This is a genomic window from Tautonia sociabilis (genome assembly GCF_003977685.1).
GTDB classification, from domain to species: domain Bacteria; phylum Planctomycetota; class Planctomycetia; order Isosphaerales; family Isosphaeraceae; genus Tautonia; species Tautonia sociabilis.
Genome location: NZ_RYZH01000030.1, coordinates 35849 through 62813, shown reverse-complemented (window position 1 = coordinate 62813; position 26965 = coordinate 35849). Strand labels below are relative to the sequence as shown.

The following is a 26965-nucleotide window of genomic DNA, read 5'->3' as shown; positions in this document are numbered from 1 at the left end:
GAACTCCGGGATCAGCCGACGAGCGTCTCTTCGGCCTCCTCCCGCTCGGCGAAGGGGAGGGAGGAGGCGGGGGTGGAGGGGTCCAGGCGATCGAAGCCGCCGAGGGTCCAGACCAGCTCGGAATAGTGCTGGACGTCGAGCATGGTCAGGGTCTGGATGGTGCGGAGGGTCAGGATCTGGTCGCTCCAGAGGTCGGAGCGGAGCATGACCTCGGCCAGTCGGGCGCGGAGCGTGGCGACGGGGTCGTCGCCTCCCTGGCCGAGGAGGACGCGGGCCCAGGGCTTCAGCTCGCGGCGGTGGCGGCGCAGGTAGCGGTCCGCTCGGGCGCGTTGCTCGGGGGAGAGGGGAGGCGAGCAGGGAAGGTCGAGCACGGCCTGGATCGGCCGGCGGACGTCCTTCGAGCGGTACCAGGAGGGGCCGCCGGATTCGGGGGGCTCGGGGAACCCCTCGGGGAGGGTACCGGGGTCGGCCGTCGGGTCGGCGGCGTGAGTCACGACCAGGCGGAGGGCGTCGATCGCCGTGCCGAGGGTGGCCACGTCGTCGTGGTCGGCGACCCAGGCGGCGATCAGGGCTCGGATCACCTCGCCGCGGCGGTCGACCAGGTGGGGGAGGTTCCGGGAGAGGAATTCGGGCAGGCGGTCGAAGTCCCAGCCGAACTCGGCGAGCCAGCGGGAGGCTCGGACGACGCAGTCGCGCCGCTCCTCGCGGAAGCGGTCGGCCATGACGCGCTCGTGGCGGGAGGCGCCGATGAAGTCGAGGTCGACCTCCATCAAGGAGTCGCCCGCCACGCCGCCGGGGACGGTGGGCAACGGCAGGCCGAGGTACTCCACGTCGAACCGGGCGCGGAGCCAGAGGGATTCCATGAAGGCGGGCTTGCGCATCCGGTGGATCTTGCGGAGGGCGGCCCGGTAGGAGTCCTCCGGCTCGACCGGAGCGGCGGCGACGGTCGGGTGCAGGATCTCCCGGATCACGCGGACCAGCCGGGAGGAGACGTAGCCGATCCCCCGGACGGTCCACCAGGCGATCCGGAAGGGCAGGACCAGCAGCTTTCCTCGGCCGAGGTACGACTCGTACAGGTGGAAGGCGTTGATCGTGCGCTGGGAGGCCGGGGCACGATGCAGCGGCAGGCTGCGGAAGGCGGCCCGGAGGTTCCGCTCGCGGTCTCGGCGGACGAGGCCGGCGAGGGCGTCGCCGTAGCGCAGGCGGATCTCCTCGTCGCGCTTGGGGTCGGCGATGAGGAAGTCGACGGCGGTGAAGTCGACGTTCTCGAGGAACTCGTCGGCCTCGGGACGCCGGCGGGAGGGAGCCAGGCGATCGGCCCGGGGGAACTCGCCGACGGGATCGGGCAGGGCGATCGCCGACTCGGGGACGTTCAGCCGGGCCGCCAGCCACGAGCGGTATCGGGAGCGAACCGATTGGGGACTGCAAGCCAGACGGTCGAGCGGGACGGCGTGGCGGTTGTAGTCGATCAGCAGCTTGGCCGTCTCCTGCACGATCATGCGGGTGATGTAGTCGAACCACAGGTACGGCCCGCCGAGGAGGCTGGCGGCGGCTCGGTTGAGGTCGAGGCGGTCGAGCCGGCGGCGTCCTCGGAGGAAGAACGGCAGGTTGCTCAGGCTCAGGTTCCGCAGGGCGAGGCTGCCGAGGAGCTGGGTGGAGGCCTTCGTGTCGTTGCGATGGAAGGGAGAGCCGTCGAGGTAGTCCTGATAGAGCAGCTTCAGCGTGTGCAGGAAGTCGGTTTCGGAGGACTTCAGGCGGGCGTCGAGGTCGAGGCCGAAGTCGTCGTGATCGATGACGACCGGGGCGTCGCCGTCGGTCGAGACGCCCGACGGGCGGCCGTCGCCGTTGCGGCGGGCCGGGAGGGAGGAGGCCGGGGCGGAGTGGGCGTCGGCGTCGAGGTCGAGGTCGAGGTCGAGGTCGGGGCCGGCGTCGAGGTCGTCGGAGCCGCGCAGGAGGATCTCGGGGACGGTGACCCGCTCGGCGAGGAACCGCATGTCTCGGCTCTTGCGCCGGAGCTTCAAGAGCTTGGTCTGGGCGGAGAACTGGGCCTCGACGACCCGCTCGCAGAATTCGGCCGCCTGGTTGGCGATGCGGCGGAACCAGCCGCCGATCTGCATGAGGACGAAGCAGACCACGCCGATGACGATCACCGGCAGGCCGAGCTTGCCGGCGAACCAGCCGAGCACGCCCCTCAGCCAGAGGCCGAAGGCGTGCAACAGGCCGACGTCCGGCCGCTCTCCCTCGACGGGAGCGACGACCGCGTCTCCCGACGGCACGAGGAGGGCGACCAGCAGGTACAGGGCCGCGAAGGAGATCCCGAAGCTCAGGAGCCGGATGGCCGGGCGACGGGTGGCGTTGACGATGGTCCGGCCGAGCTTGTCCAGAAACAGCGGCGGGGAGACGGTGGCCTGGAGATCGGCGACGTAGTAGATCACGTCCAGCGCCCGCTGCATGGCGAAGCCAAGATAGTTGGCGGCCAGGGCGGCGGCCTCGGCCGGGCCCTTGCGGCGGTGCTCCAGAACGGTGCGGATGACGGGCAGGTTACGGACGATCGGCACGTCGAAGAGCTGGAGATAGCGGTCGATCGAGGCGACGAAGGTCGAGCCCATCTGCTCGACCAGCTCCTCGGGGGTCATCTCGATGAGCCGCTCGACGACCTCCTCGACGGGGATGTCTTTGACCTCGTCCTCGACGCGCTCGGAGTAGTCGGCCGCGGGGATCTCGGCCACCTGGCGGCGGAGGTCCTCCAGGCCGGCCTCGGCCAGAGCGATGCGCTGGGCCGCGTCGAGCCGGGCGAAGTGCTCGGGGGCTCGGCGCTCGAAGTTGCGGCGGAGGACGTAGAGCAGGTGGTGGTTGCGGGTCTGCTCGTCGCGCTCGGCCTTCGGCTCGAACAGGATGATGTTGCGGTTGAAGACGCGGGCGTAGCGGCGGACCAGCCGGTCGGTGAACCGGAAGAAGAAGATGAACAGGCGGACGAAGCGGATCACCGGGCGGAGCAGCCGGACATACCGGATCAGCCGGGGGATGCGCACGATCCGGATCCAGGCGATCCCGGCGGCCTCGGCCGGCCCGGCCAGGGCGAAGGCGAGGAATCCGAAGGGAATCGACGGCAGCAGGTCGAGCAGGAAGTGGCGGCGGAGGAACAGCGCCCGCATCGGGGCGAAGGCGAGCTTCAGCCCCAGCTCGAACAGGAAGACGGCGCAGATCGCCAGGTCGGACCAGGCGAAGACGGCCTCGGCGCCGAGGGAGAGCGTCCCGGCGTTGGACATGATCGTCTCAACGACGATCAGGGCCGTCAGCACGAGGATCAGCACCAGGATCAGGCCGTCGAGCCGCTTCTGGAACCTCGGACCGAATCGGGCCGCCAGGCGGTGGGAGAGGAGCTTCTCCTGCCACTCGTTGCGGGCGGTTCGAGACATCCGGCCGAAGCGTCGGGCCACGCGGCGGAGGTGGTTGACGCGGTGGGATCCCGAGCCTGACTCGGCGGCGAGGCGCATGCCGGCCTCGCAGTCGTCCCGGAGCCGCGCCATGTCCTCCCGGGAGCGTTCGAGCAGGCGGACCGCCAGGGAGGAATCAACCTCCTCCAGAACCGAGATCAGCTCGTTCGACTCTCCCCGGGCAACGGCGAGCAGCTCGTCCCAGGCCCCCTCGGCGGCCTCGGGGGAGAGCGATCGGAGCCGGTCGGAGGCGGCGGCGGCCAGGGCGGCCCGGCGGTGTTCCAGCGCGGCAACCTGGCGGCGATCGGGAGGGGAGTCGGGATCGGCCCCGGGGGTGGGGGGGGCATCGATGTCGCCGATCGCGGCCTGGAGCTCGGCCTGGAGCCGGGAGAGCAGGAAGCGGCGGGCCCAGAGCTCCGAGGGGTCGGCGTCGGGGATCGGACGGCGGAGGATCCGCTCGATCCGGTTCTCCAGCAAGGATCGCCGGAGCTCCTCGGCCCGGGAATACAGCTCGAGGCGTTTCGGCGCCAGGGCCGGGTCGCCGTCCTGGCGAAGGGCGTCCTCCAGGCGGTCGAGCTCGATCCGGGCCGAGACGGCCGGGTGGGTGGGAACGCCGCCGTCGACCAGCGCGACCAGCTCGGAGAGCCAGGGCAGGTCGCGCCGGACTCGATCGAGCAGGGCGGCCTGGCGGAGAGGGTCGGGGGAGGGGCGGGTGAGCAGGGCGTCGAGATAGGCCTGGTCGGACCGAAGCCGGCGGGCGGTGGAGGCGGCGAGCATCGGGTCGAGCCCGGCGGCGCGATCGAGCCTCGAGAGGCGGGCCGAGGCCTCGTCCTGGAGCCGCTCGAGCAGGTCGTCCAGCTCGGGGTGGCCGGGACGGACCGGATCCGGGGCGAGCTCGTCGAGCCTTCGGCGGAGCCGGACCCCCTCGTGGATGGCTCGGAGAAGCTTCGGGAGGTCCCCCGGGCCGTCTCGACGCAGCAACTCGGCCGCCCGGCCGAGCCAGGACTCCTGCCACTCGATCGGGTCGTTCACCATCGCGCTCCCCGGCCAGCTCGCGTGCCGGCCCGGCGGGCAGGCCGCTCGTGTATTGTCCTGGGATGATGCATCGCCGTAAAGGGCGGGTCCGCATGCCCCTCGCCCGGGAGAGGGCCCCGGCGTCCCCCGCTCCGGGGCGATCCCACGACGCGCAAGGCCTCCGGTGGCCTATGGTACGGGATCGGGCGCCGTCGTCGGCTCGGCTTGGTTCACTCGGTTGGGCCCCTCGGCGCGGCTTGTCGAGCGGGCGGGGAACGACTAGCCTAGGCGACGATCCGCAGACCCTTCCCTCCCCTGCCGCCGAGAATGGACCGTCGCACCGTGAGTCATCCCTTCGATCGAGAGCGGGCGGTCGCCGCCCGGGCCGTCATCGAGGCCGCCCGGATCTGCCGGGCCGTCCGGGGCAAGTACGGGCCGGACTCGGTTGCCAAGAGCGACCTGAGCCCGGTGACCGTGGCCGACTTCGGCAGCCAGGCGCTGATCTGCGCCACCCTCGCCGCCGAGTTCCCCGACGACCCGATCATGGCCGAGGAGGACGCGGCCGACCTGAGGAAGCCCGAGAACGCCGCCGTCCGAGACCGAGTGGCCGCCGAGGTCGCCGCGATCCGGCCCGGCACCGACGCCGACTCGGCGATCGGCTGGATCGACCTGGGCAATCTTGACCGCTTCACCGGCCGGTTCTGGACACTGGACCCGATCGACGGCACCAAGGGATTCCTCCGAGGAGAACAGTACGCCATCGCGCTGGCGCTGATCGTCGACGGCCAGGTGGAGGTGGCGGCGCTGGCCTGCCCGAACCTGGAGCAGTCTCGGTCGGCGGTCGGGCCGGTGGGGGCGGTCTTCCTGGCGGTTCGGGGAGCCGGGGCGACGGTCCGGCCACTGGAGGTGGAGGACGAGGAGCGGCCCATCCACACCTCGGATCGCGACGACCCGACGCGGGCCAGGCTCTGTGAATCGGTTGAATCCGGGCACAGCGCGCACAACGAGTCGGCCGCCGTGGCGGCCCGGCTGGGGATCACCGAGCCTCCCGTCCGGCTGGACAGCCAGGCGAAGTACGCGACGGTGGCCTCCGGAGCGGCCGACGTGTACCTCCGCCTGCCGACCCGGGCCGACTACCGGGAGAAGATCTGGGACCACGCCGCCGGCGCCCTGATCGTGACCGAGGCCGGAGGCACCGTGACCGACGTCGACGGCAAGCCGCTCGACTTCACCCGGGGCTCGACCCTGGCCGAGAACCGGGGCGTCATCGCCACCAACGGACGGCTTCACCAGCGGGTGCTCGACGCCCTGAAGGGCTGAGCGCGCCCCCCCCTGCCCTCCGCTCCCGATTCGCTCCGCTCCGATCCGATCCGGAACCGATCGAGGACGACGATGCGCGTGCCCTATCGACTGCTCTGCTGCCTGGCCGTCCCGTGCCTGGTCGCCCTCGGGACGTTCGGCATGTCGCTCGCCGCCCCTGCCGAGCGGCCGAATGTGCTGGTGATCCTGGTGGACGACCTGGGCTTCGGCGACCTGTCGAGCTCCGGGGCGCCCGACCTCAAGACGCCGAACATCGACGCGCTGGTGGCCTCGGGCCTGCGCTTCGAGAATGCGTATGCGAACTGCCCGGTCTGCTCGCCGACCCGGGCGGCGTTGCTCTCGGGGCGCTATCCGGACGTCGTCGGCGTGCCGGGAGTGATCCGGACGCACCCGGAGCAAAACTTCGGCTACCTCGACCCGGGCGCCCCGCTGCTGCCCGATCGGCTCAAGGCGGCGGGATACCACTCGGCGATCGTCGGCAAATGGCACCTGGGCCTGGAGTCGCCCAACACGCCGACCGAGCGGGGATTCGACGAATTCAAAGGCTTCCTCGGCGACATGATGGATGACTATTTCACCCATCGCCGCCACGGCATCAATTACATGCGATTGGGAGACGAGGAGATCGACCCCGAGGGGCACGCCACCGACCTGTTCTCGGAGTGGGCGATCGACTACCTCGACTCCCGCAAGGGGGACGACCGGCCGTTCTTCCTCTACCTGGCCTACAACGCGCCGCACACGCCGATCCAGCCCCCGGAGGCCTGGCTGGATCGGGTCCGGCGCCGGGAGCCGGGGATCGACGAGGCGAGGGCGAAGCTGGTGGCGCTGATCGAGCACCTGGACGACGGCATCGGCCGGGTGCTGCAGGCGCTGGAGGCCAACGGCCAGCGAGAGAACACGCTGGTGATCTTCGCCAGCGACAACGGCGGGCAGTTGAGCGTCGGCGCCCGGGTCGGCCCGTACCGGGGAGGCAAGGGGGACCTGTACGAGGGGGGCATCCGCGTGCCGATGGCCGCGAGCTGGCCGGGGAGGATCGCACCGGGTTCGAGCTCGGATCGGGTGGTGCTGTCGATGGACCTGGTGCCGACGATCTGCGAGCTGGCCGGGGTGCCCATCCCCGACCCGATCGACGGCGGATCGCTCGTGCCGACCCTGCTCGGCCGCGACGGCGGCGGCGGCGGCGACGATCGGCTGCTGTTCTGGGTCCGCCGAGAGGGGGGACCGCGCTACCTCGGCCAGGAGTCTTACGCGGCGCGCCGGGGCCCCTGGAAGCTGGTCCAGAACGAGCCGTTCGAGCCGTTCCAGCTCTACAACCTGGACGAGGATCCGAGGGAGCGGCATGACCTGGCGGCGGAGCGGCGGGAGATGGCCTCCGAGCTCGCTCGGGCGATCATGCGGCATGCCCAGCAGGCGGGACGGGTGCCGTGGCAGCCGCCGGGGGAGGGGAAGCCCGGGGAATGAAGGGCGGGAGGCTGATGCGATGCAAGGATGGCGAATGACGGAGCCGGGACGCGGTCCCGCCCCGCCATCCGTCATTCATCATTCATCATTCGCCCTCATTTCTCGGCCATCGGTCGATCAGCTCAGGTGCCGGTCGGCCGTGTGGACGAGGTCGACGACGGGCAGGCCGTGGGGGCAGGCACGCTCGGCGGCGGCGAGGTCGGCGGCGGCGAGGTCGCGGGCCTGGAGAGGGAGGGCCTGGTACAGGGCCCGGGCCTCCTGACGCTTGCCGTAGGCGGCGTAGTAGCGGAGGTAGCGGAGGACCGTGGCCACGGGGACCCCCTTGGCGGCGGTCTCGCAGAGGTGGCCGCAGCCGTGGCAGTAGAGGTGGGCCGTCTGGCGGCGGTGATCCTCCAGCAGGCGGGCCTCCTTGACGGTCAGGGGCTCGTTGGCCGCGGCGATGTTCTCGCGGAGGTCGGAGAAGTTCACCATCTCGGAGACGACGACCTGCATCCGGTCGTCGGCCCAGGCGGCCTTGATGGCGGCGACTTGCTTCTTGATGCCCGCCTCTCGCATCCGCTTGAGGGCCTGGTCGGATTGATACAAGGCGCCGTCGTTGTCGATCGCCTCGATGACCGCGTCGGCGCCACGCTGGGTCTTCATGGCGACCAGGCCGATGTTGGCCTTGGAGGCGGCGTCGATGGCGCGCTGGAGCTTGTCGTGGTCGACGGCCCGGAAGTTGTACTGGATCATCACGTGGTCGATCCAGCCGACCTCGGCGGCCTTCTCCAGCAGTTCGGGCAGCAGCGCGTCGTGGCAGGAGAAGCCGACGAACCTCAGCTTGCCGGCGGCCTTGAGCCGCTCAAAGGTCTGCTTGACCGCGGGGTCGGTGAGCAGGCTCATATCCTGGCCGGAGATGCCGTGGATGAAGTAGGCATCGACGTAATCGGTCCGCAGCCGCTCGAGGCTGGCGTCCAGCTGCTTCTCGAAGACCGGCGCGGGGTCCGCGACTCCCCGGTAGCGGTTGCACTTGGTGACGAGGTAGACATCCTTGCGCAAGCCGGTGCGCTCGAGGACCTGGCCGATGGTCTGCTCGGCTCGGGTGTTCTCGTAGGACTCGGACGTGTCGATGTAGCGGACCCCGGAGAGCAGCGCCGCCTGGACGAAGCTCGGGGAGACGGGCCAGCTCGACCCCATGCCGAGCTTGGTGACCTTCTGTCCGGTCTTGCCCAGGGTCACGAGCGGGACCTTCGGCTGCGCGCCGTCGGCGTCCTGGCCGAACGCTCGGGAGGCCGGGGCGGAGGCGAGGGCCGCTCCCGTCGCCGCCGTGGTCTTCAGGAACCGTCTCCGGCTGCCGTCGCAGTGAGCGAGCATGGCGATCGCCTCCTCTCCGCGGATCTGGTGGAAGGGAGTCCGTCAACCGCGGCGACTCCGTCACGACGCGACGTGACGTCCGGCCGACGCGGGCGCTGTATCATCGCCGGGCCGGGGGGAGGCGGTCAACCGAGGGCAGACGGCATCGGAGCAAGGTCGTCGAGATGAGAAGGCCTCGGCGACAACCGCCTTTCGACCGGCTTGAGTCTGCCTGACGCCTGGCATCGGCGTCTCCTCCCACCACGCTTCCGAATGGCCTCGGGCGCCGACCGGCTCGCCGTTGATCGGCTCGAACGGCCAGGATTGGATCGAATCGGTCACGAAGCGGACCGAGCCGTCCGCCATCAGGGCGTTGATCCCCCCGGGATGCATGCTCAAGGAGGCGAAGCAATGGGACTCCCCGGCCGCCGCGCCGCCGCTCGGGCCTCAACGCCGACGCCAGGGCGAAGAACCAGGACACCGCGCCCAGCCCTCGGCCCGCCTGGGGGGATCGAGGACCTCGGGGAGCCCGAAGGCCGAGAGCGTGAACTCCCATGCCGGGGGCGCCTCGCCGAGGGTCAGGTTCGTCAGCCCGATGACATCCCGCGAGGAGGAGTTCTCGAGGATGACCTTCCTTGGGATGGGCGGCCCCTGGGCGGGATCGACGAGGGTGCGATCACGACGACATCCCCTCGCATCGCACCGAAGCAGTCCTCGATCGAGCCGTACCGGAATTGGGCCCAGTGCGAACGGCCGTCCCAGCGGAGGCTGAGCGTGATTCTCCCGAATCGAAGCCGGAGGGGCGGGTGGATGCCAGGATGGCGATTTCTGTTCCCGGCTCGCCGAATCGCCTCGTCGTGCCGGGTCCGGCGAGGCGAACCAACGAGGGGGAGGGCCTGGCTCGACAGGCCCTCCCCCGGAGAAGGGAAGCGAAGCAACGGGGACCGATCACCCGCCCGATGGCAGGGGGGGCAGGTCGATCGGCGCGGTCTCCCGGATCGGCTCGGCCGGGGCTGGGCCTGAGGAGGGGCCAGCCTGGGGAAGCGAGCGCGTCGGGAGGGGAGGGAGGGGGGTCGAGGGCGTCGGCTCGGGGGTGCTCGGGGGGTGCAGCGGTTCGGAGCCGGGGGGAGGCCCGGCGGGGGCCGCGGCCCGGGAGATGGCGGGGTCGAGCTCGCCCGGCGGCTGCGAGGCCAGCGGCGCCGGGTCGCCGACGGGGACGGTCGGGCCGACCGGCTGCGACGGGGGGCCGAAGGTGCCGAACGGGGCGGGGAAGTCGGGGCTCGGCTCGGTCTGATACGTGCCGGGCGTGGGCATTGGCTCGACGGGATCGGCGACCGGCGGGTGAACCACCGGCCGGGGGGCGACCGGGCCGTCGTGCGGGATCGGGATGCGGTGGTGGGCCTTCTGCTGGTCGATCGCCTGGATGTACGCCTTCCTCGGCTGCGGGCCCTCGGCCACGGCGATGTTGTTGTAGGCCAGCAGCGTGCCCTTGGCCTCCTCCAGGGCGGCGATGGCGGTGTTGTAGCTGGTCTTGAACTGGGCCTCGGTGGCGACGGCGTTGGACCAGCGGTTGACGGCGTCGAGGTAGCGGTCGATGTTGATCGTGCCGGCCTCGAAGAACGCTTCCTGGGCCTCAAGCCGGCGCTCGGCCGCCTCCCGGAGCTGGCCGGCGACCTTCAGGAGCTTGTAGTTCGAGTCGACCTCGACGAAGAACCGGGCCAGGGCGTGGGTCGACTGGTGGACCGTCTGCTGGAGGAAGGCCCGCTGGCGGAGCAGGGCGTATTGGGCCTGCCTCGTCTCGGCCAGAGGGCCCCGGAAGCCGATCGGCATGGAGAAGGTCAGGCCGATCTGCCAGGTCTGGAAGTTGTTGAAGAACGCCGGGGCCGGGCTGACGCCCGCGGCGGACTGCTGCTGGGCGATGATGGGGTCGATGGCCAGCACCGACTTTCCGGTCATCACCGCGAACGCGCTGTCAAGGTCTTTGCCCAGCCCGTTGAACTGGTAGAGCACGTCCAGGTTCAGGGCCGGCAGCAACTGGTTGCGGGCCAGGAGCAGTTGCAGCTCGGCGACCCGGACGAGCAACTGCTGCTGGACGATGTCGGGCTGGTAGCTGATCATCTGGGCCAGGCTGGATTCCCAGTCGGGCTGGAGCCGGGCGGTGGTCGGCTCGCTCACGGGAACGATCCGGCGGCCGTCGTAGGGGGGCAGGCCGAGCAGCTCGCGGAATTGCCGCTCGGTGGTGATCAGGTCGCTGGTGGCCTGGACCAGGTCGAGCTGGAACTGACGGAGCTGCTCCTCGGCCTCGGCCACGTCGGGCTCCGAGCCGGTGCCGACGCGCTTCTTCTCCAGTTCTCGCTCGAAGATCGCCTCGCCCAGCCGCACCGCCTGCTGGCGGCTCCAGTACTGCACCTGCTGCTGAGCCAGGGCCCAGTACTGCTGCTCGATGGAGCGGACCATCGCCATGACCTCGGCTTTAAACCGCCAGACGGAGGTGTCGGCGTTCAGGCGGGCGATGACAATCGGAGCGCGGTTGGCCTCCAGGCCGCTGGGTCCGAACTGGTTTGAGCCGCCGAGCAGGGGCTGGCTGAATTGCAGGGTGGTCTGCGCGGTGTAAGTCGAGGGGAAAGTCTGAATCGGTGAGTTGCCGTAGGTGTAGTTCACCTGATTGGCGACCCGCAACGTGGCCCCGGTGGCGGTTCGCTTCGAGATGGCGGCCTCGAAGCTGGGCACTCCCTGGGGGGCCCCACGCTGGCGGACCAGGGCGAAGACGTTGGTGTCGGGATCGAAGAAGCCAGCCTGGATGGAGTTGTTCACCAGGAAGTCGCGGCTCTCGTAGAAGAGGCGGGTGGAGAGCTGGGCGTCGAAGGTAGAGAGGGCCTGGGCGATCTGCGTCTCCTGGATGGCCGGATCGTAGACCGTGGCCAGGGTGCCGGCCCCTAGGGCGGCGCCGGCCTGGGTGTTCAGCGGCGTGGGGGCGAAGCCGGTAACGGGGATGCCTTGGGCGCCGAGGGAGATGACTCGGATCACCTCGGAGTTGTCCATCCCGATCTGGATGGCCTCCTCCAGGGTGATTGGCCAGGGCTCCATCGCCTCGGCGTTGTCGGGGGTGCGGGGCGGGGCGACATCGGGGAGCTGGACGGGCAGCTCGCTGAGGAAGGCGGCCTGCCGGATGGCCTGGTCCTCGTGGGCGACGGCGGCGATCGGGTCGTGCGGAACCGGTTTGGACTGGTCGATGTAAGGGATTCTTTGGCAGCCGGCGGGCGTCAGCCACACCGCGGCGAGGGCCGCTCGCAGGTACCGGTTGCCGAAACGGGTCAATCGCATGGCCAGACCGTCCTTGTTTTGCGCCATGGGACGAAGGGACCGACCCGATCGGCCGGGAGCCGCCGCGATGCCGCGGCTCGCGGTCCCGGCGACGAGCGGCTTCGCGATCCTTCGGTCCGCCGCCCGTCGACGATCGCCCGGCCCGTCCCGGGCGGATACCCGGGGCGAGGCGGATCGGCCGTCGTTCTCTACGGAATTCCCTCGAATCGACCGTCGGTTCAATCGGCCGGATCGGATGTGCGTCTTGAGGGGATGCGCGAAATCCTACTGATTTTCCGGGCCGTGCCTAGGGCAACGATCACGCCGCGTGCGGGCGACCTCCCGGCACCCAATGGGGACGCCGCCGCCGCCCGACTTCCCGGCGTCGGGCCCGGGAGCCATCAGGACGACTCCCGTCCGGCCCTCGCCCCGACCGCCGCCCGACGCTCCCACTGCCGGCGGAGCCACCGCCGCAGCAGGGCGATCTCCCCCGGCTCCGAGCGGTCGATCGCGTGCCCGAGGAACTGCACGAGGTAGCCGCCGGCGAACAGGCCGAGCGCCGTCAGGAAGACGGGGATCGAAAGCAGCGTCAGGTAGATCGGGATGTAGAGCACCCCCAGGATCGTCGGCGGGATGGCGACGATGTGCAGCGCGAAGTTGGCCGGGTTCTTGTGGCGGGCGATCCAGTCCTGCACGACCGGGTCGGGAGACAGCGGGGGGCAGAGCATCGGCGGGTGGTTCTCGGTCAGGCGATCGGGGGCGCGATCGATTGATTGACGGTCATCGGCGGGGCCGAGTCGCCTGGACGCGCGACAACTCGACGACCAAGATCGAGCCTAACCCCCGGCCGCCCTCGCCCGCAAGCCGGCCCGCGGTCCGATTCCTCAAGCAGGAGCCCCGCCATGGGCCACGTCGTCCTGCTCGGCGACTCGATCTTCGACAACGCCGCCTACGTCACCGGCGGGCCCTCGGTGATCGAGCACCTGCGCCGATCGCTCCCGACGGGCTGGGAGGCGACGCTCGCCGCGGTCGACGGCGCCGTCGTGAGCGACGTCTCCGGACAGCTCGACCGAGTGCCTGGGGACGCGACCCACCTGATCGTCAGCGCCGGGGGGAACGACGCCCTGCGAGCGCGCGGCACCATCCTGTCCGAGCCGGCCTCCTCGATCGTCGAGGCCCTCTCCCGACTGGAGTCGATGCGAGGGGGATTCCTGGCGGAGTACCGGAGGATGCTCGACCGGGTGCGAGCCCTTCGGAAGCCGGTCGCCGTGTGTAGCATCTACGACGCCATCCCCGGCCTCGGCCCGGCCGAGCGGGCGGGGCTCTGCCTGTTCAATGACGTGATCCTCCGAGAGGCGGCCCGGGCGTATCTGCCGGTGATCGACCTTCGGCTGATCTGCGACGAACCGGGAGACTACGCCGCGGTGTCTCCCATCGAGCCGTCCGACCGGGGAGGCGGCAAGATCGCCCGGCAGGTGGCCGCAATCGTCACGTCGCTCGACTTCGGGCGCGCAGGATGTCGGATCGTCTCGTGAGCGACCGCCCGCCCGGAGTGCGATCGCCGGGCCGGGACGTCGAAGAGAATCGCCCCGCCCCCGACTCGGGAGATCTTCTTCCGCAGGGATCTCGACGATCCCGAGCGGCTCCGGTAGCCTACTCCGAACCATCGGAACGGAGTCCGCCGACCCGACCGGGCCCGGGAGGTCCAGGGATGGACCGCAATTCCTATCACCGACTCGTCCGGGGAGAGGCTCGGGGGCCGGGCGCCGCGCTGGCCCGTCTCGGGCTGAGGATCGCCTCGATCGGCTACGGCGCCGGCGTGAGGCTACGCAACGCGAGGTTCGATCGCGGCCGGGGCGTCGATCGGGCCGAGGTGCCGGTGGTGGCGATCGGCAACATCACCGTCGGCGGCACGGGCAAGACGCCGATGGTGGAGTACGCCTGCCGACGGTTCCGGGAGCGAGGGCTGCGGGTCGCCATCCTCAGCCGAGGGTACGGGGCGACCGAGGGCCTGAATGACGAGGGGCTCGTCCTGGATGCGAACTTGCCCGACGTGCCGCACTTCCAGGATCCCGACCGGGTGGCCCTGGCCCGGATCGCGGTGGAGGAGTGCGAGTCTCAAGTCCTCGTGCTCGACGACGGCTTCCAGCACCGCAGGCTGGCGAGGGACCTGGACGTCGTGCTGCTCGACGCGCTCGACCCGTTTGGCCTCGGCCATCTCCTGCCCCGGGGATTGCTCCGGGAGCCGGTCGGCTCGCTGAGGAGAGCGGGGGTGGTCGTGCTCTCCCGGGCGGATCTGGTGAGTCGAGCGGAGCGGAATGCGATCCGGTCGCGAGCCGAGCGCGCCGCCGGCCCGCTGCGATGGGCCGAGGCCCGGCACGCGCCAAGGGACCTGCTCGACGCCGACGCCAACGCGGAGCCGATCGATCGCCTCCGGGAGGGGCCGGTCGTCGCCTTCTGCGGTCTGGGAAACCCGGAAGGGTTCCGCCGCACGCTGATCGGCCTGGGGGCCGACCTCATCGCCTTCCGGACGTTCCCGGACCATCACCCCTACGATCGCGCGGACGTCGAGGGCCTGATCCAATGGGCGCGCGACTGGGGGGCGGCGCTGGCCTTGACCACGCAGAAGGATTCGGTGAAGCTCCGCCTCTCGAACCTGGGGCCGGTGCCCTTGCGCGCCGTCCGGATCGGCTTGGAGCCGATCGAGGGGGGCGACGTGCTGGACGGGGCGCTCGACCGGATCGCCGAGCAGGCCCGGTAGGCCAGCCCCCTGCCCTGCCCCGCCCCGAATCGGGAAAGGACGCCCGATGCGGATCGTCGTCTTCTGCCCGAACCTGGTCGGCGACACGGTGATGGCGACGCCGACCCTGCGCGCCCTGCGGGGGGGATTCCCCGAGGCCCGGATCGTCGGGCTGCTCAAGCCGGGCGTGGCGCCGACGCTGGCCGGGGCGCCGTGGCTGAACGACGTGATCCTCTTCCACCCGAAGGCGCCCGAGCGCGATCGGAGGATGCCGGGCGTCATCCACCGCTTGCGGGACGAGCGGTTCGACCTGGCGGTGTTGCTGCCGAACTCGATCCGATCCGCCCTGATGGCCGCGCTGGGGGGCGTGGAGCGCCGGGTGGGCTACGCGAGGGGAGGGCGGGGCGTCTTGCTGACGGATCGGCTCCTTGCGCCGAGGGACGAGCGCGGGCGGTTCCGGCCGGTGCCGATCGTCGAGTATTACCTGGCGCTGGCGAGGCATTTGAACTGCCCGGTCGACTCGATCTCCTGCGAATTGTTCACGACCGAGGCCGACGAGCGAGCGGCCGACGAGGCGTGGCGTCGGCTCGGCCTGGAAGGCGATCGGCCGGTGGTCTGCCTGAACACCGGGGGCGCCTTCGGCCCGGCGAAGAACTGGCCGGAGGGGCACTTCGCGACGCTGGCGAGGCGACTGGTCGATGAGCTGAGGGTGAAGGTGCTGGTCGTCTGCGGCCCGGCCGAGCGGGCATCGGTCCGGCAGATCGTGGCGCAGGCGTCGCACCCGGACGTGGTCAGCCTGGCGGATGAGGCGGTGAGCCTCGGCCTGACCAAAGCGAGCGTCCGGCGCAGCGCCCTGCTGGTGACGACCGACTCCGGCCCGAGGCACTTCGCCGCTGGGTTCGGCGTGCCGGTGGTCAGCCTGTTCGGGCCGACTCACATCGCCTGGACGCGGACGTATCATCCGATGGCCGTTCACCTGCAGCAGCCCGTCCCCTGCGGCCCCTGCCAGAAGCCGGTCTGCCCGCTGGGGCACCACCGCTGCATGACCGAGTTGATGCCCGACGCCGTCTTCGAGGAGAGCCGGAGGCTGCTCGGCCTGGACCTCGACCGTGGCGACAACCGACGCCAGGCCGCCTGATCGACGAACGGAGGGGGTGCCGATGCCGGTCTGGCTCGTCTCGGGGGGATCGGGGTTCCTGGGCCTCCGGGTGCTCGACCTGCTGCGAGGCTCGCCCGAGAACGAGGTGGTGGCGATCGGCCGCCGCCTCCCGAGCGGCTGGCCTCCCGAGGCGTTCGTCCGCGCCGACCTGGAGGATCCGCCGAGCGTGGCCCGAGCCGTGAAGCAGGTGCGGCCGGAGTTCGTGCTCCACCTCGCGGGCCGGACCCCGCCGGCCGCCCCGGCCGACTTCTACCGCACCAACGTGGGGGGGACCGTCGGACTGCTCCGGGCGCTGGAGGGTCTCGGGACACCGATTCGGGTCGTGACGGCGGGCTCGGCCGCGGAGTACGGGCCGGTGCCGTCCGGCCTGCTGCCGATCGGCGAGGAGACCCCCTGCCGACCCGAGGGGCCGTATGGCCTGAGCAAGTGGTTCGCCTCGAACGCGACCGCGGGGTGCCGGGGGCCGGTCGAGGGGGTGGTCGCCCGGATCTTCAACCCGATCGGCCCGGGAATGCCCAGGAGCCAGGCATTCGGCCGATTCGCCGCCGAGCTGGCGGAGGCGGGACCGGGACCGATGACGCTCCGGACCGGCGCCCTCGACTCCCGTCGCGACTTCATCGACGTCCGAGACGTGGCCTCGGCGCTGCTCGCCCTGGCGACCCGGGGCAAGGCCGGCTCGAGCTACCCGGTCGGCTCGGGATCGTCGAGAAGCATCCGGGAGGGGCTCGATCGGCTGGTCGCCCTGAGCAGGCGTCGGGTGGCGATCGAGGCGACGGGATCAGTGATCGGTCCGACCGACTCGAGGGCCGACCCCGGCGCGATCCGGAGGGACACGGGCTGGTCCCCCCGCATCCCCTTTGAGCGGAGCCTGGCCGATCTCTGGGCGTCGGCCGCGGTCGCTTCCGGGCCGGATCGACCGACGGCCCGACTCGATGCCGGTTCGTCCCCGCTCCATCGGGCCGGCCGGCCGCCCGGGGTCCCCCTGGGTGAGTGACCTTGACCCGATCGGACCCCCTCGCCAGAATCCGGGCTGCGGCCCAGGGACCGGACCGCGCTTCGGCGAGAACGATCGAACGAAAGAGCGAGCGAGCGAACGAGTGATCGCCAGGGAGGGCGGAGCGGTGACCCGCCGCGAACATTGGCTGCTGATCGGTCTGGTCGCGCTGACGGTGGCGATTCACGTCGCCGGGATGGCGAGGACCCCGCTCCCCTCGCAGGACGGCCTGAAGTTCATCCGCATCGCCCGGGAGTTCGGCGACCAGCCCTGGGCGGATGTCGTCCGCCGGGCCGACCAGCACCCGCTCTATCCGGCGCTGATCGCCGGGCTGCACCCGATCGTCTCCTCGGCGATCGGCGAGGGGCCGGCGTCGTGGCGGGTGGCGGCGCAAGGGGTGTCGACGCTGGCGATGACGGCGATCGTCGTCCCGTTCTTCGCGTTCGCCAGGGAGCTCGTCGGCCGACGGGCGGGGGTCCTGGCGACGCTCACCTTCATCGCGCTGCCGATCTCGGGGAGGATCGGACACGAGACGCTCAGCGACGCGACGGCCCTGCTCTGCGCGGTCGGCTCGCTGGCGATGGGGCTCCGGGCGATGAGGACGGGGGAGGTCGGCGCCGCAATCGGTGCGGGGGCGATCGGGGGAATCGGGTTCCTCGCGAGGCCGGAGGTGGCGCTGGTGCCAGGGGTGATGGCCGTGGGGATGGGGATCTGGCGGAAGGGCCGCTCCGCGGCGCTGTTCCGCTCCGTCGCCGTCCTCGCCCCCCTGCTCGTCTGCGTCGGCTCCTACGCGGCGATCAAGGGGACGATCTCCGAGAAGCTCTCGATGCGATACGCGACCGGGCTGGGCCAGGGGACCGGGTTGGCCCGGAGCGTTCCCCACTGGCTTCCCCGGGGGCTGGACGACCCGAGGTGGGACTTCTCGCCCAAGGAAGAGTCGGATGCCCCGGGGCGGCTGGGGCTGATGCCGGCTGTCGTCCTGGTGGCGGAGGGGGTCGGCGAGGCGTCGGGGTGGGTGGTGGTGCCGCTGGCCCTGGTCGGGGCGATGCGAGGGCGAGGGTCGGCTCGGGCGAGGCGGATGGTCGAGATGCTGGCGATCGCCTTCGCGGCGGTGCTGGTGCGCCACGCGATGAGTGCGGGATACGTCTCGGATCGGCATGGAGCGTTGCTGGTGGCGCTCGCGACGCCGCTCTCGGCAGCCGGCGCCCTGCGGATCGCCGGGAGGTTCCGGCCGGAACCGTCCCGGAGGAGGCGATTGGTCATCGCCTCGCTCGCGGTGCTGGCGGCGGTGGGGATCGGCGTCCAGCTCAAGCCAGGGCACCCGAGTCGATGGGGCCACCAGCAGGCCGGCCGATGGCTGGCCGATCACGCCCGGCCGGGGGACGCGGTGCTGGACACCAGGGGGTGGGCGGCGTTCGTCTCGGGATTGACGGCCTACGACCCGTGGCACATCCGCCAGGCGCTCACGGATGCGAGGCTCTCGTACGTCGTCGTGGGGGTCGACGAACTGTCGGCCCCCAGCCGGAGGGCCGAGACGCTCGGCGCGCTGCTTCGCTTCGCCGCCGAGCCGGTCGCCGCCTTCCCGAGCCGGGAGGGAGACGAGGAGATCGGCGTCCGAGTCTACCGCTTCCGGAGGCCGGATTCGTGGGAGGGGATCGTCCGATGACGACCGGGGGCGGGACCTTCCTGGATCGTCTGCTCCGCGGGGAACGCTGGGCATGGCGGTCGGAGCGGCACTCGGGACGCCTTCCGGAAGACCTGGAGGCGACCGTGATGCAGTTGCGCAGCGACGACCGCCTGCACGCCAAGCAAGGGCGGTCGACCTGCCGCGTCCGGTTCGACGGCCCGGGGGGCCCGCTGACGGTCTACCTGAAGCGGCATTACCGGCTGCCCTGGCGGGAGCGGCTCGCCGCGCTGATCGACCCCGGAGGCCGCCACTCGCCGGCCGGGGCCGAGTGGCGGCACCTGCACCGGGGCCGCAGGCTGGGCCTGCTCGTGCCCGAGCCGGTGGCCGCCGGGGAGACGATCGGCCCGTGGGGACGGCTGGAAAGCTACCTGATGGTGGAGGAGCTCACCGGGTTCCTCCCGATGCACGAGGCGATCCCTGAGCAGGCCCGGCGGCTCCCCCCCCGGGAATTCTTCCGGTGGAAACGGCGGCTCGCCGCCACGATGGCCGACCTGACGGCGAGGCTCCACTCGTCGCGGTCGTTCCACAAGGACTTGTACCTGTGCCACTACTATATCGACATTGACCGGGAAGACTCGCCGATCTACCTCATCGACCTGCACCGGCTGGCGACGCACCGGGCGACGGCCGCCTGGTGGCGCTGGAAGGACCTGGCGCAGTTGCTCTTCTCGACGGCGGACGTTGCCGGAGTCGACGACCGCGACCGCGTGCGGTTCTGGGCCCGGTACCGAAGGCTGATGCGGCTCCGGCACCCGGAGATCGAGGCCCGGATGGTCCGGGCGAGGGCGGCCCGCTACCTGGCGCACAACCGGAAGAAGGCACGTCGGATCGGCTGAACCCGACCCGGCGGCGGGGAGGCCGCTCGATGCAACTGGCGATCAATTTCCGACGCGTCGAACCGTCCCGGGGAGGGGCCGAGACCTACGTGGCCGACCTCTGCCGTCGGCTGGTCGAGCGCGGGCACCGGGTCGACCTCTACGCCTCGGAGTGGGACGAGGCCGCGATCGCGAAGGGAGTGCGCGTCATCCCCATCGCCGAGTCGGGCCGGTCGCGATGGGCCCGGATGCTGAGCTTCGCGAGGAACTCCGAGGCGGCGCTGCGGACGGCCCGGTTCGACTGCTCGGTCGGCTTCATCAACACCTGGCACCATGACGTGATCATCCCCCAGGGAGGCGTCCACCCCGCGAGCCTGGAGCACAACGCCCGGCGATTCCCGGCCGGCTGGCGGAGGTCGCTGTACACGGCGGGCAAGCGGGTCAATCCGAAGGACTGGCTCTACCGGGCGATCGAACGCCGTCAGTACGATCCGGCTCTCGGCGCCCGGGTGGTGGCCGTCAGCCGCTTCGTCCGGGGGCATCTGGAGCGGTATTACGGCGTCTCCCGGGAGCGGATCCGGGTGATCCCGAACGCGATCGACGCCGACCGGCTGCGGGTCGACGATCCCGGCGCGGCCCGGCGGGCGTTCCGGGACCGGCTCGGCCTGGAAGCTGACGCGCTGGTCGCCCTGTTCGTCGCACACAACTTCCGGCTCAAGGGGCTCGACCCGCTGCTCGCCGCGCTCCGGCTGCGGCTCGATCGCGATCGACAGGCGAGGCCGGTCCACCTGGTCGTCTGCGGCGGGGGGGCGGTCGGGCCGTACCGGAGGAAGGCCCGGGCCCTGGGGATCGATCGGTACGTGCATCTGCTCGGCTTCGAGGCGGACATTCGCCCGGCCTTTCATGGAAGCGATTGCTTCACGCTGCCGAGCTACTACGACCCGTGCTCGCTCGTCGTCTTCGAGGCGCTGGCCTGCGGTCTGCCCGTGGTGACAACCGCGACGAACGGTGCCGGCGAGGTGATCACCGAGGGGAGAGAGGGCTTCATCGTCCCCGAGCCGGACGACTTGGCCGGCCTGGCCGGCGCGCTGGACCGCCTTTGCGACGACCGGGCCCGATCGGCGATGGCCAAGGCCGCGGCGAAGCTGGGCCAGGCGCAGTCGTTCGACGTGCACCTGGACCGGCTGATCGCGCTGTTCGAGGAGGTCGCCGCCGATCGATCGGCCGCCGGGCCCCCTCGGGAGTGGCGGGCGGCCGGCTGAGTCTCGGAGCGATCGCCAGGAGACGGACCGAGGACCGGAGGAACGACCGATGCAGGCCATCGTACTGGCGGGCGGCAAGGGGACGCGGCTGCGGCCGTTCACGCATGTCTTCCCGAAGCCGCTCATGCCGCTGGGAGAGGCCGAGCCGATGCCGATCCTGGAGGTCGTGCTCCGGCAACTAGCGCGGTTCGGCTTCCGGGACGTGACGATCATCACCGGATATCTGACCGAGCTGATCGAGGCGTTCTGCGGCAACGGCCGGCGGTTCGGCACCCGGATCGAGTACCGGCGCGAGGCCTCGCCGCTGGGCACGGCGGGCGGCCTGGTGCTGGTGGAGCGGCCGAGGGAGCCGGTGCTGGTGCTCAACGGCGACATCCTCACCACGCTCAACTTCGCCGCCATGGCCGACTTCCACCGGAAGAACGGGGCGAGAGCGACGATCGCCTCGTTCCGGCGCACGGTGCGGATCGACTTCGGCGTGCTCGAATTCGGCCGGGATCCGCACGTGCTGGCCGGCTACCGGGAGAAGCCGGAGTTCTCGTTCCAGGTGAGCATGGGCCTGTATATGCTCGACCCGGTGGCCTGGGACTTCCTCGAACCGGGGAAGGAACTGACCATGCCCGAACTGCTCGAGACGATGCGCGGGGCCGGCCACCCGGTCCACTGCTTCCGGCAAGAGTGCACCTGGCTCGACATCGGCCGGCACGACGACTACGCGGCGGCGACCGAGATCTTCGAAGCGCGCCGGGCGGAATTCCTCGGCCCCTCGGCCCGGCCTCAGCTCAAGATCGGGTGACCCCACGATGACGCTGGCCCTCTCGGTCCTCGCGACGCTGCTCGCCTACCTCATCGGCTCGATCCCCTTCGGCTTCCTCACGGCGAGGTGGGCGAAGGGGATCGATATCCGCACCGTCGGCTCGGGCAACGTGGGGGCGACGAACGTCGGACGAGTGCTCGGGTTCAAGTATTTCGTCCTGGTGATGCTGCTCGACCTGGCGAAGGGCCTGGGGCCGACCCTGGGGTTCCCGGCCGCGGTCGAGGAGCTGACCGGCCGGGCCGTCCCGCTGCTGGCGGTCCCGGTGGCGCTGGCGGCGATCGTCGGGCACAACTATCCGGTCTACCTGAGGTTCCGAGGCGGCAAGGGGGTGGCGACCAGCCTCGGTGCCGTGCTCGCGCTCGACCCGACCGCGGCGGCGGCGGCGGCCGTCGGGTTCCTCGTCGTGCTCGCGATCACCCGGTACGTGTCGATGTCGTCGATCCTCGGCGGCACGGTGTTCGTGGCCGTCCATTTCTCGAGATACCGGGGGCCGTGGTCGGCGTCGGACGCCGCGACGGCCTCCCTGATCGTGGTGCTTTATCTCATGCTCATCTATCGGCATCGCTCGAACCTTCGGCGCATCCGGGAGGGGACCGAGTCGAAGGTGGGGGCCCCGAAACCGAGGCGGGAGGGTCGTGTCGGGCTGGCCGTCCTCGGGGCGCTGGGGGCGATCGCGGCCACCGTGGCGGTCGGGGCGGGAGTGACGCTCGCGCGCCGGCCGGCACCGACGCTGCGGATCGGCGGCACGGAGCTGGTCGAGGTGTCTCGAGTCCGGACGGGCTATCAACGAGCCGAGTCGCTCACCTTCGCCGACGGGGGCCGGGTGCTCGCCGTCGCGTGCCCGAGGTACAACCGGGCGGTGCTCTACCGAGTCGACGAGGATGGCCGGGCCACACATCTCCGCGATCTTCGGCTACCCGGCCGGCCGGTGGCCGTGCGAGCCTCGGGCGGCCGGCTGTTCGTCTTGCAGCGCCCCCACGGAGACGCGAGGCATCTGGAGGAGGGGTTCTGGGAGGCGTTCGATCTCCAGGGGAATCCCGTCGGCTCGAAGTTCCGGGTCGGCTGGGATCCCGATGACCTGGCCTTCAGCCCCGACGGCCGGTGGGCGTTCGTCCTCACCTCCGGCCACGCCGAGGGGGAGCAGGGGAAGCCCGACCCGGCGCTGGTCGTCGTGTCGGTCGGCGACCGGACCGAGGATCATCGGATCCTTGCCCGGCTCTCCCTCACCGTCCCGGGGGACGACCCGGAGCGGATCGTCCTGTCCGAGTCGGCCCGGCACGCGGCGATCGTCCTGGCCGGCTCTCGCCAGATCGCCGGGGTCGACCTGAGCGACCCGGCCTCCCCGGTGGAGACGGGCCGGGTGCCGCTGGCGAACCTGGAAGTCCCCTACATGTCGCCGATCGGCGAAGACGGGGGAGATGCGATCCTCATGCCCGTCGATTCCGACCGGGAGACGGTGCTCGTGGAGGATGCGCCCGGCGTCGCAGGGCCGCTCCTGGTCTCGACGCTGCCCCGAGGGTCGGCCCTGGAGCTGGTCGACGGCCGAGAGCGGAGGGCGAAGGGCCGGCTGCCCCTGCGGGGGCCGCTCAACATGGGCAGCATCATCCCGACGGGCCTGACCTATTGTCCCGATCTCGGGGTGCTGGCCGTCGCCGATCGTTCGGGAGGGGTCCGGATCGTCGCGTTCCGGGATCGGCAGCGCGGGGAGTCCGTCGAGGTCGCGTCGTCGTCTCGAGCACACGATTCTCGTCCGATCACGCGATGAGATGAGGAGCGGATCGGGCCGGTACCCTCGAGCCCCCCTCACGACTATGATGAAGAGGGCAGCGATCGAGGCCCGGGGAGCGATCCGATGACGGAGAACGGTCCTTGGCGATCCGATGACGCCGGCTTGCAGCAACTCCGAGAGCGGAGCCGGCCCGACCCGCCCCGGTTCTGCCCGGGGTGCTCGAAGCCCCGAGCGTCGCACTCCGGTCTGTGCCCCGAATGCGGCGACCGGCTGGAATCGCAGGGGTATTGCACCGTCTGCGAGGCCTTCTGGCCCCTGGTCGAAGGCGAGCCGTGCCCGAAACACGAGCTGCCGCTGGTCGCCGATCGGCCGGAGCCCCCGCTGACGGTTGGCGACGGCGATCGGATCGACTGGGTGACGGTCGGCAGCTACCCCTTGCCCTTCCAGGCGGAGGCAGCCCGCCTGAGGCTCGACGCCGAGGGGCTGCCGACCCTGCTCGACGGCTACCGGATGGGCACGAACACCGCCTACCATGTCGCGATCGGCGGCATCCGGCTCCAGGTGCCCCGCGCCTTCTCCCAAGACGCCCGCATCCTGCTCTCGCAGTCGTGGTCCGTCCCCGCCGACGAGGAGGAGGACGAAGAGGAGCCCGACTGGGACGAAGTCGCCCCGGTTCGCGAGGAGGGCGGCGACTGGCGGTTCTCGACCGTCTTCTGGGCGGTCGTGCTGGCGACGCTGATCGGGCTCGCCGCGCTGATCGCCCTCGTCGGGGGCTGATCGGGTACCCGGTCGGCGTGGAGTCTCGGGTGATTGGCCCCCGCCGAGGACGTCGAACCGCTCGACATCGGAGCCCCGATCGCGCATGTTGGGGAGTCTCGGGCATTGCGCCCGCTCTGGGCCAGACCGCGACGCGACTCGCCCCCCGCCCCACCGCGACGGAGGCCCCGATGGAACCGCCCCTTCCCTCCCGATCCCGCCGGATCCTGCGAATCGTCGCGATCCTGCTGATGGCGATGATCCGCCCGGCTCCCGCTCAGGAGGAGGCCCCGTCTCCCGAAGGGCTGGCGTTCTTCGAGACCCACGTGCGGCCGGTGCTGGTCGAGCGCTGCCTCTCCTGCCACGGGCCCGAAGCCCAGAAGGCCGGCTTGCGCCTGGATTCGAGGGCGGCGGCGCTGGAGGTCGGCGGGGACTCAGGGCCGCCAGTCGTCGCCGGGGATCCGGACGGGAGCCTGCTGATCGAGGCGATTCGTTATGATTCGTACATCCAGATGCCTCCAGATTCAAAACTCTCCGACGCAACCATCGATCGGCTAACCGAGTGGGTCGCGATGGGGGCGCCCTGGCCAGCCGGCTCGGGACCGGAGGACGAAGCGACGGCCGGATCCGACCCCTTCGACCTGGAAGCGAGGGCGGGGCACTGGAGCCTGCAGCCGGTCGTCGAGCCGGAGGTCCCGGAAGTCTCGGCCCGGGGATGGCCCCGGAACCCGATCGATCGGTTCCTGCTGGCTCGCCTGGAAGGGGCGGGGCTCTCGCCGGCGCCAGAGGCGGATCGGCGGACGCTGATCCGACGGGCGACCTTCGACCTGACCGGACTGCCACCGACCCGAGCGGAGATCGAGGCCTTCCTCCAGGACGACCGGCCCGGGGCCTTTGATCGACTGATCGACCGCCTGCTGGCCTCTCCGTCCTACGGCGAGCGCTGGGCCAGGCACTGGCTCGACCTGGTCCGGTTCGCGGAGACCTCGGGGCACGAGTTCGACTACGACATCCTCACGGCCCATCGCTACCGGGATTACGTCATCCGAGCGCTGAACGAGGACGTGCCCTACGACCGATTCGTGATCGAGCACCTGGCCGGCGACCTGCTCGACAACCCCCGCCGCCACCCGACGACCGGGACGAACGAGTCGATCCTCGGCACGATGGCGTTCTTCTTCGCCGAGGGGACCCACTCCCCCGTCGACGTGAGGGAGGAGATGCGGACGCGGGTCGACAACCAGATCGACGTGCTCGGCAAGGCGTTCCTCGGCCTGACGATCGCCTGCGCCCGCTGCCACGACCACAAGTTCGACGCCATCAGCACCCGGGACTATTACGCCCTCGCCGGGCACCTGCAGAGCCTCCGGCACCAGTACGCGTTCCTCGACCCTCCCGACCGCATCGACGATCGCGTACTCGAACTCCAGTCGATCCGATCGGCCCTCGCCGCCGGGCTCCCCCGCTCCGAGGCCGCCGGACCTCCCGCGCTGCCGCTCCGCGAGGGAGACGCCCTGTTCGAGGAATTCTCGGGCGATTCGTTCGACGGCTGGTTCCCCTCCGGGCAGGCCTTCGGCGACGGCCCGACCCGACCGGGCGACGTGACACCGGACCCGGACGGGGGCCTCCTTCGGCTCGAAGCCGGCTGGGCGCACAGCGGAGCGATCGCGACGACCTTGCAAGGGGTGCTCCGCTCGCGCACGTTCGAGATCGAATCGCCTTATCTGCACCTGCTGGTCGCCGGGACGGGGGGGCGGATCAATCTCGTCGTCGACGGCTTCGAGAAAATCCGCAGCCCGATCTACGGCGGCCTGACGATCGGCGTGAACCACGGCGACGGCCCGAGATGGGCAACGATGGACGTCTCGATGTGGCAAGGGCACCTCGCCTACCTCGAGCTGGCCGACGGCGCCTCGTCGAACTACACGGGGGGAACCTCCGGCCTCTGGCCGGGGGACGGCTGGCTCGCCGTGGGGGCGATCGTCACCTCAATCCACCCCGAGCCGCCGGTCCCTGCCGGGGAGGCGAAGCCGGGGCCGGCTCGGGGGCGGGTCGCCCACGGCGAGTTGCCCGCCGAGGCGGCCTCGCTGATCGACCGGTACCGGCAGGTCGCCGCCGAGCTGCCCGAGCCGACCCTCGCCCTGGCCGCGGCCGAGGGGACGGGGATCGACGTCCCGGTCCACATCCGGGGCAGCTCGAAGAACCTGGGAGAGGTCGTGCCGAGGCGGTTCCTGGAGGTGCTCAGCCGAGGCCGGGAGGACCGCGCCGACAACCGGCTGGCACTGGCGAGGAGAATCGCCGACCCAGCCAACCCGCTGACGGCCCGGGTACTGGTCAACCGCCTCTGGGCGCACCACTTCGGCCGGGGGATCGTCGCCTCGCCGGATGACTTCGGGGCGATGGGACAGCCGCCGACGCATCCGGAGCTGCTCGACTGGCTGGCGAGCGAGTTCATCCGCTCTGGATGGTCGATCAAGCACATGCACCGCCTGATCATGACCTCCAGCGCCTACCGGATGTCCAGCCGGCTCTTCCCGGAGGCCGAGGCGGCCGACCCGACCAATGCGCTGCTCCACCGGATGAACCTGAAGAGACTGGAGGCCGAGGCGATCCGAGACGCGATGCTCGCCCTCTCCGGCCGGCTCGAGCCGAAACTGTTCGGGCCGAGCGTCCCGCCGTACCTGTCGCCGTTCATGGAAGGGAGAGGCCGGCCGTCGAACTCGGGGCCGATCGATGGCGACGGAAGGCGAAGCCTTTACATCAACATCCGAAGAAACTTTCTTTCCCCGTTTTTGCTCGCCTTCGACTTCCCCAGCCCGGCCACCTGCCGGGGCAGGCGGGATGCCTCGAACGTGCCGGCGCAGGCGCTGGCCCTGATGAACGACCCGTTTGTCGTGGAGCAGGCCCGGCTCTGGGCGGGGCGGGCCGCGTCGGCTCCCGGGGCCTCCCCCGAGGAGGTCGTCGACGCCCTCTACGAATCGGCCTACAGCCGGCCGCCGATCGGGGCAGAGCGCGAGCGGGCGATCGCGTTCCTCCGCGAGGGAGAGGCCGCGGGCCGGGCGGGCGTCGAGGCCTGGGCCGACCTCTGCCACGCCCTGCTGATCGCCAAGGAATTTCGATACATCGATTGATCGGC

At 71.0% G+C, this 26965-nt stretch carries 17 protein-coding genes and 1 pseudogene; 13 read left to right on the top strand and 5 right to left on the bottom strand.

The annotated features are described in order from the left end of the window. Positions 1-11: 11 nt before the first annotated feature. Entirely contained in the window at positions 12-4469 is a 4458-nt protein-coding gene (locus TsocGM_RS15710) for an ion transporter (RefSeq protein WP_126726410.1), read from the bottom strand. A gap of 324 nt (positions 4470-4793) precedes the next feature. On the opposite strand from TsocGM_RS15710, the gene TsocGM_RS15705 reads away from it, so the two are divergent. Together TsocGM_RS15705 and TsocGM_RS15700 are read left to right on the top strand one after the other, a co-directional pair. After that, the gene (locus TsocGM_RS15705) at positions 4794-5771 is read left to right on the top strand and encodes a 3'(2'),5'-bisphosphate nucleotidase (RefSeq protein WP_233578947.1); all 978 of its coding nucleotides are present in this window, start codon (positions 4794-4796) and stop codon (positions 5769-5771) included. A gap of 72 nt (positions 5772-5843) precedes the next feature. Then, positions 5844-7235, top strand: a complete 1392-nt coding sequence (locus TsocGM_RS15700; RefSeq protein WP_233578946.1) for a sulfatase family protein — start codon at positions 5844-5846, stop codon at positions 7233-7235. Positions 7236-7352: 117 nt separating this feature from the next. On the opposite strand, the gene TsocGM_RS15695 is transcribed toward TsocGM_RS15700, so the two are convergent. The 4 genes and pseudogenes from TsocGM_RS15695 to TsocGM_RS15680 all read right to left on the bottom strand — a co-directional run bounded on the left by TsocGM_RS15695 (position 7353) and on the right by TsocGM_RS15680 (position 12598). Beyond that, on the bottom strand, positions 7353-8588 hold the full coding sequence (locus TsocGM_RS15695) for an aldo/keto reductase (RefSeq protein ID WP_126726408.1): 1236 nt from the start codon (positions 8586-8588) through the stop codon (positions 7353-7355). 60 nt (positions 8589-8648) lie between these two features. Beyond that, positions 8649-8975 (bottom strand): annotated as a pseudogene (locus tag TsocGM_RS15690) (H-X9-DG-CTERM domain-containing protein); the annotation flags it as partial. Between the two features lie 540 nt (positions 8976-9515). Then, the gene (locus TsocGM_RS15685; RefSeq protein ID WP_233578945.1) at positions 9516-11891 is read right to left on the bottom strand and encodes a TolC family protein; all 2376 of its coding nucleotides are present in this window, start codon (positions 11889-11891) and stop codon (positions 9516-9518) included. A 380-nt stretch (positions 11892-12271) separates the two neighbouring features. Continuing rightward, entirely contained in the window at positions 12272-12598 is a 327-nt protein-coding gene (locus TsocGM_RS15680) for an Mpo1-like protein (protein ID WP_126726406.1), read from the bottom strand. A gap of 174 nt (positions 12599-12772) precedes the next feature. Here TsocGM_RS15680 and TsocGM_RS15675 point away from each other — a divergent pair, with 174 nt between their 5' ends. The 11 genes from TsocGM_RS15675 (at position 12773) to TsocGM_RS15625 (ending at position 26960) form a co-directional block, all read left to right on the top strand. Continuing rightward, a complete protein-coding gene (locus TsocGM_RS15675; RefSeq protein WP_126726405.1) occupies positions 12773-13405 on the top strand; it encodes an SGNH/GDSL hydrolase family protein in 633 nt (210 codons plus the stop codon). A 176-nt stretch (positions 13406-13581) separates the two neighbouring features. Further along, positions 13582-14631 carry a tetraacyldisaccharide 4'-kinase gene (lpxK, locus tag TsocGM_RS15670; protein WP_126726404.1) on the top strand — a complete coding sequence of 350 codons (1050 nt, stop codon included), beginning with the start codon at positions 13582-13584 and terminating at the stop codon, positions 14629-14631. A 46-nt stretch (positions 14632-14677) separates the two neighbouring features. Beyond that, positions 14678-15748 (top strand): lipopolysaccharide heptosyltransferase II, encoded by a 1071-nt coding sequence (waaF, locus tag TsocGM_RS15665; protein WP_126726403.1) that lies wholly within the window; start codon positions 14678-14680, stop codon positions 15746-15748. A 22-nt stretch (positions 15749-15770) separates the two neighbouring features. Continuing rightward, positions 15771-16763: an NAD-dependent epimerase/dehydratase family protein gene (locus TsocGM_RS15660; protein WP_126726402.1), complete on the top strand. Its 993-nt coding sequence runs from the start codon at positions 15771-15773 to the stop codon at positions 16761-16763. Positions 16764-16890: 127 nt separating this feature from the next. After that, positions 16891-18429, top strand: coding sequence for a glycosyltransferase family 39 protein (locus TsocGM_RS15655; protein WP_158633582.1), 1539 nt, complete (start codon positions 16891-16893; stop codon positions 18427-18429). Continuing rightward, complete coding sequence (locus TsocGM_RS15650; protein ID WP_126726400.1) at positions 18426-19286, top strand: lipopolysaccharide kinase InaA family protein; 861 nt, start codon at positions 18426-18428, stop codon at positions 19284-19286. Before TsocGM_RS15655 ends, TsocGM_RS15650 begins: the two co-directional genes overlap by 4 nt. A gap of 29 nt (positions 19287-19315) precedes the next feature. Next, the gene (locus TsocGM_RS15645; RefSeq protein WP_126726399.1) at positions 19316-20527 is read left to right on the top strand and encodes a glycosyltransferase family 4 protein; all 1212 of its coding nucleotides are present in this window, start codon (positions 19316-19318) and stop codon (positions 20525-20527) included. Positions 20528-20576: 49 nt separating this feature from the next. After that, positions 20577-21323 carry a sugar phosphate nucleotidyltransferase gene (locus TsocGM_RS15640; RefSeq protein WP_126726398.1) on the top strand — a complete coding sequence of 249 codons (747 nt, stop codon included), beginning with the start codon at positions 20577-20579 and terminating at the stop codon, positions 21321-21323. Between the two features lie 7 nt (positions 21324-21330). After that, entirely contained in the window at positions 21331-23109 is a 1779-nt protein-coding gene (plsY, locus tag TsocGM_RS15635) for a glycerol-3-phosphate 1-O-acyltransferase PlsY (RefSeq protein ID WP_126726397.1), read from the top strand. Between the two features lie 87 nt (positions 23110-23196). Next, positions 23197-23850, top strand: coding sequence for a hypothetical protein (locus TsocGM_RS15630; RefSeq protein WP_126726396.1), 654 nt, complete (start codon positions 23197-23199; stop codon positions 23848-23850). 170 nt (positions 23851-24020) lie between these two features. Further along, on the top strand, positions 24021-26960 hold the full coding sequence (locus TsocGM_RS15625; RefSeq protein WP_233578944.1) for a PSD1 and planctomycete cytochrome C domain-containing protein: 2940 nt from the start codon (positions 24021-24023) through the stop codon (positions 26958-26960). The last annotated feature ends 5 nt before the right edge of the window (positions 26961-26965 follow it).